Source organism: Streptococcus suis (genome assembly GCF_002964045.1).
In the GTDB taxonomy this organism is placed as follows: domain Bacteria; phylum Bacillota; class Bacilli; order Lactobacillales; family Streptococcaceae; genus Streptococcus; species Streptococcus suis_U.
Genome location: NZ_POPB01000680.1, coordinates 1 through 300 on the forward strand (window position 1 = coordinate 1; position 300 = coordinate 300).

At 42.3% G+C, this 300-nt stretch carries 1 pseudogene; it reads right to left on the reverse strand.

From position 1 onward, the window contains the following. A pseudogene (locus tag C1E99_RS14290) lies at positions 1-300 on the reverse strand (hypothetical protein); the annotation flags it as partial.

Genomic DNA, 300 nt, shown 5'->3' on the forward strand with positions numbered 1-300 from the left:
AATGAATAACTAGCTGAGCAGGGCTAATTTCTTGCTTGTAGCTGAGATGAGTGATGTCCCCATCTTTCATCATTGTAAACGCCTTATCCTTTGGAAGTTTAAGGCTAGAATCTTCCTCCCAGATGTCCAAACTGATGTCCGTACTTGGTTGATAGGTTAGGACAGAATCTTCAGCCTGGCAGTTAAGGCTATTTTCAAGGACAAAATCCTTCAACTTCCAGACACAGTCTTCTAATGTTATCCTTGCATCTGAAAGGCTCATGCTTGAGAGAGTAATAACGGCATCGCTGGCTTCCAATT